Raw genomic sequence first — 4,970 nt, 5'->3', positions numbered from 1 at the left:
AATCTTTCCCTCTCCTTACTAAGGAGAGGGATGCCCGACAGGGCAGGGTGAGGTTCCCTCTGCTTGGTAACGAGAGGGATGCCCGACAGGGCAGGGTGAGGTTTCCAGGTGAGGAGTCACGTTCTTTATTCGCCATCCAAGATCCCAACGAGAACCTGATTTATACCAATATAGAAGTCAAAACAATTTCGCATGACTTCCAGCCAACCACTGTTATAGAAAAAAGCAACGCTACGAAACAAGCTTTATTGCAAGCAGAGAGTTTCTCTCACGCCCAAATTGTTCACTTTTCTTGTCATGGCTACTTTGATATAAATTCGCCTCTCGATTCGGCAATAGCTTTAGCAGGTTGCGTCTCTGTCATTCCCGCCGATGCTGATTCTGGTGACTCTACTATTAACTCTAATCAACGCTATCGCAAATTAGCAAATGGTAATGCCATTGATTTAGAAAAATGCTTGACTCTACCTGACATCTTTAATCTCAGTTTACCAGAATGTCGCCTCGTCACTCTGTCTGCTTGTGAAACTGGGCTAACAAGTCCCAACAGCACCAGCGATGAGTATATCGGTTTACCGAGTGGTTTTCTCAAAGCAGGCAGTTCTAGTATAGTCAGCAGTTTGTGGTCGGTGGATGACTTAGCAACTACCTTATTAATGATTCGATTTTACGACAATCAGGACTCCCTGCCAATTGCTCAAGCACTTTGTGAGGCGCAGTGCTGGTTACGCGACTCAACTCAAGCCGAAATCATAAAATGGAGTCAAAAGCACTCAAAAATCAATGAACAACACAAGCACACAATTTTGCAGTATCTACAAGAATGGTATCAGCCTGAGCGCAAACCCTTTTGCAAACCGGAGTCTTGGGCTGGTTTCTGCGCGATTGGGTGTTAATTTTATCGTCCATATCCGCCTGAGATTGAAATCTCAGGCTCAAAGCAAAAGTCCTCTAAAGAGGACTCAAAGCCTATCAACTAGAGATCTTAGTCCACTTGAGTGGACTTTGGCTATCAGCCCAGAGTTTGAACTCTGGGCGGGCAAGGATTCTAACGCATTCTCTCACAACAATATTGGAGATATCACCTAATGGAAGCTAATCAACCAGATTTCATCATTGAAGCTTTTTTGCAAGTCGTAGAACAACAAGAATTTGTCTTTGATGAAAAAAGCCGCGAAGATTTGTTGAAAATCAAGCAAACCCTGGCAGAATTAGAAAATCAACCACTCTCAACAGCCGCTGATGCAATTACCGCTTGGTGTAGAGAACATCCAGATGTCGCAGATGCTGTCCGATTTGCTGCCAGAGAAATCACTATCAAAAAGCGGAATCCGGCAAACCAAGAAGGAACTTTAATCAATCAGTTCCCAGATTATCAGAAAATCATAGATGAGCAGCAAAAAAATCCACAGCCAGAACCTCCCAAAAAATGAGTCCTAAAGTTTATGCTCCCAATGTCCATTTATTTGCCTTTGTTCTGCAAAAAGTAGAGGAAAAGGAGAAAGATTGGCTTTGGAAAACTTGTGATGAAATCATCCACAAAATCCTGCATGAAAAATTCAACTTGATGCAATTGCTGGATTTAGAAAAGGAGCCAGATAACCCGACTATCTCTCTCATCAAAGCCGATGAACAAACAGAAGTTGCCCCTGTTGAAGGCGCGGTGACTTTCGATAATTCTTCCAATAATTCATCCAAGAATTCTTCCAAAATATCTATTCACGGATTTGCCTATCCTCTAAGACTTTATGATAGTTACGGACTGTGGTTAAATCTGCACCGTCCAGAAAAAGAAAATGAGCAAAAAACTGAGGATGTCGATATTCAGCTTCTGCGTCAACTCAACCCAGAGAATTGTTTGCTCTTAAATGGTAATAAGAACTTTCTTGGTGAAACTCTCATCATTACTGCTTGGTTGTCATCAGAACAAGATCCTCAAAATCACAAAGCTTTGAAAAATCTTGCTGATGAATGTCTCAAAGCTTTATTCCCTCAAAGCTATATCATACCTCCATTTGCTCGTTCCGACACTCTTTTTGGTAGCCCCATTTTTGAATATGGACTTTTTAGTCAATTGAGCAATTACCGTCATATTTTAGTTTGGTTTTTCAGCCATCCAGAAGCGGAAGAGAAATTTGGTTTTTATCAAGAGCAATTATTTGATTTATTTTTCTTTCGCGCCAAAGTCGTAGAAGCTTTTCGACAAAGCCGTCAGGTTTATCAGGACACCAATCAAGAATATAGCAAAATAGAAGAAGAAATTAAAACATTAGAAAAGTTTGGCAATCAGCAATTAACAGAATGCGAATTAGACCAATTAAGCGAGAAATTAAAAACACTTCCCAAAACTGCTTTAGACTATGCCAATCTGCTGCGATATCTCGAAGCTTACCAAAATACAATTGCAATAAATTCTCGAAATTATGCTGAGAGATTGCAACAAATTAGTGGTATGCTTGAAGATGAAGATATTAGTTTTTTAGAAAGATTTAGCCTGGAAAACTGTGCTTATTTTCAGGAACAAATAAAAGCAGACTTGGGATATTTTCATCATGGTTCAAGCTTGCTGGATAAGGCTATAGCTTCAATCCGGGGGCGTGTGGCGATAGATAGGGCGAAGAGCGATCGCATTGCCGAGGAGAAGAAAGAAAAGAGCGATCGCAATCTCGAAATCACGATTCTCGCCGTAGGTAGTGCGATCGGTTCTGCTGGAATTATGGCATCTAGTTACGCCCTCGTCACAAAAGAAGACCCCGTGTTACCTCCCTTTTCCACAGCTCATCCTCATCGCTTCACCTTATCCATTTGTTACAGTCTCCTTTTCGGAGTTGTTGTAGGAATCTTGATTTGGGGAGGAGATAAAATTTGGCAGTCTTATAAAAAGGGAACAGGGAACAGGGAACAGGGAACAGGGAACAAGAAATAGGCAACAAGGAATAGGGAATAGGAAAAAAGCAACAGGAAAGAAGGAGGCATATCATGTTCACTGTTTGCTATCCTAAATCTTGATACTGGCAAATAATAAAGTTCTTCAGGGCGTGCTGCCGTTTTGATGCAAATGACTGAACAACGTGATCCTGATTTACCATCCACCGATTCTCAACAATCAAGTGAACCAACTGATTTGACAACAAAGCCAGTTGATGGTTCATTAACAAACCAGATTTCAGGTGTTTGGAACCAGACAACAGCACGCTTGATGAAACGACTACCCGTAGATAAAATATCACAAACGGTTGTTGGGTGGTTTAGCGTTAGTGAAACCCAGGTTGCAGAGATTCTGGAGACAATTCGAGCAGAATTGCCAACCACTGAAGCCCTTTTTATTGGTAAGCCGCAAGCAGGAAAAAGTTCGATTGTGCGAGGACTGACGGGAGTGTCGGCAGAAATTGTCGGTCAGGGATTTCGTCCACACACACAACACACCGAGCGTTACGCCTACCCTTCGGCTGACTTGCCACTACTTATTTTTACAGATACCGTCGGGCTGGGAGATGTAAACCAGGATACTGAAGTCATTGTTCAGGAATTGGTTGGAGATTTACAACAAGAGAGTCGTCGCGCCAAAATCTTGATTCTCACGGTTAAGATCAATGATTTTGCAACTGATACCTTGCGACAAATTACTCAACAATTGCGTCACAAGTATCCAGATATTCCCTGTCTACTAGCGGTGACTTGCTTGCATGAGGTTTATCCTCCTGGTACAGATGATCATCCAGCATATCCACCAGATTTTGAAGAGGTTAACCGGGCATTCACTGCAATGCAGCAAGCTTTTGGGAAATTATGCGATCGCGCTGTCCTGATTGACTTCACCCTGGAAGAAGACGGTTACACCCCCGTGTTTTATGGCTTAGAGGCGTTGAGAGATACCTTAGCAGATTTACTACCAGAAGCAGAAGCCCGAACAATACACCAGTTATTAGATGAAGGGACTGGCAAACAACTTGGTAATCTTTACCGCGATGTTGCACGGCGTTACGTTTTAGTATTTGCGATTATATCAGCTACCATCTCAGCGGTGCCGCTACCCTTTGCAACGATGCCAGCACTCACAGCCTTGCAAGTCTCGATGGTGGGGCTGCTAGGAAAATTGTATGGACAGACGCTGACGCCATCGCAAGCTGGGGGAGTTGTGAGTGCGATCGCCAGTGGTTTCTTAGCACGAGCGATCGCACGTGAATTAATCAAATTCGTACCAGGTTTTGGCAGCGTAATAGCTGCTTCTTGGGCAGCTGCTTACACTTGGTCACTTGGAGAAGCAGCTTGCGTTTACTTTGGTGATTTAATGGGTGGGAAGAAACCAGATCCTAAGAAAATTCAATCTGTGATGCAAGATTCGTTCCAGGTTGCAAAAGAACGGTTTAAGGGAATTAAGCGTTGAGACAAAAGCATCTATACCGCTAAAGGACTTCCCTGCCATAAAGTTAGAACAAAATCTTTTCGCTGTCATCCAGCAATGATCGGTTGTAAAATTTTTTCTTTTATCGTGATTCAAAAAAAACAGCTGGCGAGATGTGAAAAAAGTCTGCCAATTGACGAATATGATTTACTGTTAGATTGCGTTGACCACTCAAAACCTCAGATACTATAGATTCTGTTTTAAAGATAGGAACTAAATCTTTTTGCCGCAAACCTAGTTCAGCTATCAAGGCTTTGAGCAGTTCTACGCCATGAATATCAGGTATAGGTTTATGTTTTTCCTCGTACTCGTAAACGAGAGTACCTAACACATTGAGATAGTCTTGTTCATCTAGTGTTAATTCACCTTTATCAATAAGTGAATCTATGACTTTCTGCGTAGCCGTCAATTCTTCTTCTGAAGTAATTGGACGAGGAGGAAAAGTTTTGAGTAACTCTATATAAGCGTTAGTGCTAGGTGTACCAAGGATCATTTTTCCAGTCCTCTTTGTCGTATTCTGCATGAGTCAGGACATAACGGATAAAAACTTTTTGATATTTGTAAT

General features: G+C 42.0%; 6 protein-coding genes. 4 read left to right on the top strand and 2 right to left on the bottom strand.

Annotated features, from left to right (window positions below; all coding sequences use genetic code 11):
• The 4 genes from AC5590_RS16315 to AC5590_RS16300 form a co-directional block, all read left to right on the top strand.
• On the top strand, nt 1-896 hold an 896-nt coding region (locus AC5590_RS16315), incomplete at its 5' end, for a CHAT domain-containing protein (RefSeq protein ID WP_211178793.1).
• A 192-nt stretch (nt 897-1,088) separates the two neighbouring features.
• A complete protein-coding gene (locus tag AC5590_RS16310) occupies nt 1,089-1,433 on the top strand; it encodes a hypothetical protein (RefSeq protein ID WP_169268880.1) in 345 nt (114 codons plus the stop codon).
• Nucleotides 1,430-2,926 (top strand): hypothetical protein, encoded by a 1,497-nt coding sequence (locus tag AC5590_RS16305; RefSeq protein ID WP_169268879.1) that lies wholly within the window; start codon nt 1,430-1,432, stop codon nt 2,924-2,926. Before AC5590_RS16310 ends, AC5590_RS16305 begins: the two co-directional genes overlap by 4 nt.
• 132 nt (nt 2,927-3,058) lie before the next feature.
• Nucleotides 3,059-4,387: a YcjF family protein gene (locus AC5590_RS16300; RefSeq protein WP_169268878.1), complete on the top strand. Its 1,329-nt coding sequence runs from the start codon at nt 3,059-3,061 to the stop codon at nt 4,385-4,387.
• A 100-nt stretch (nt 4,388-4,487) separates the two neighbouring features.
• On the opposite strand, the gene AC5590_RS16295 is transcribed toward AC5590_RS16300, so the two are convergent.
• A complete protein-coding gene (locus tag AC5590_RS16295; RefSeq protein ID WP_169268877.1) occupies nt 4,488-4,898 on the bottom strand; it encodes a helix-turn-helix domain-containing protein in 411 nt (136 codons plus the stop codon).
• Nucleotides 4,879-4,947: a hypothetical protein gene (locus AC5590_RS16290; protein ID WP_370460858.1), complete on the bottom strand. Its 69-nt coding sequence runs from the start codon at nt 4,945-4,947 to the stop codon at nt 4,879-4,881. Before AC5590_RS16290 ends, AC5590_RS16295 begins: the two co-directional genes overlap by 20 nt.
• Nucleotides 4,948-4,970 lie beyond the last annotated feature (23 nt).

This window comes from Brasilonema octagenarum UFV-OR1 (genome assembly GCF_963888615.1).
Classification (GTDB): Bacteria; Cyanobacteriota; Cyanobacteriia; order Cyanobacteriales; family Nostocaceae; genus Brasilonema; species Brasilonema sennae.
Note: the sequence above shows the minus strand (reverse complement) of the source record. Positions and strands in the feature narration are given on the sequence as shown.

Excerpts from the sequence above, each read along its gene's own strand:
- AC5590_RS16310 (WP_169268880.1), top strand. The coding sequence starts at position 1,089 with ATGGAAGCTAATCAACCAGATTTCATCATTGAAGCTTTTTTGCAAGTC.
- AC5590_RS16305 (WP_169268879.1), top strand. The coding sequence starts at position 1,430 with ATGAGTCCTAAAGTTTATGCTCCCAATGTCCATTTATTTGCCTTTGTT.
- AC5590_RS16300 (WP_169268878.1), top strand. The coding sequence starts at position 3,059 with ATGACTGAACAACGTGATCCTGATTTACCATCCACCGATTCTCAACAA.
- AC5590_RS16295 (WP_169268877.1), bottom strand. The coding sequence starts at position 4,898 with ATGATCCTTGGTACACCTAGCACTAACGCTTATATAGAGTTACTCAAA.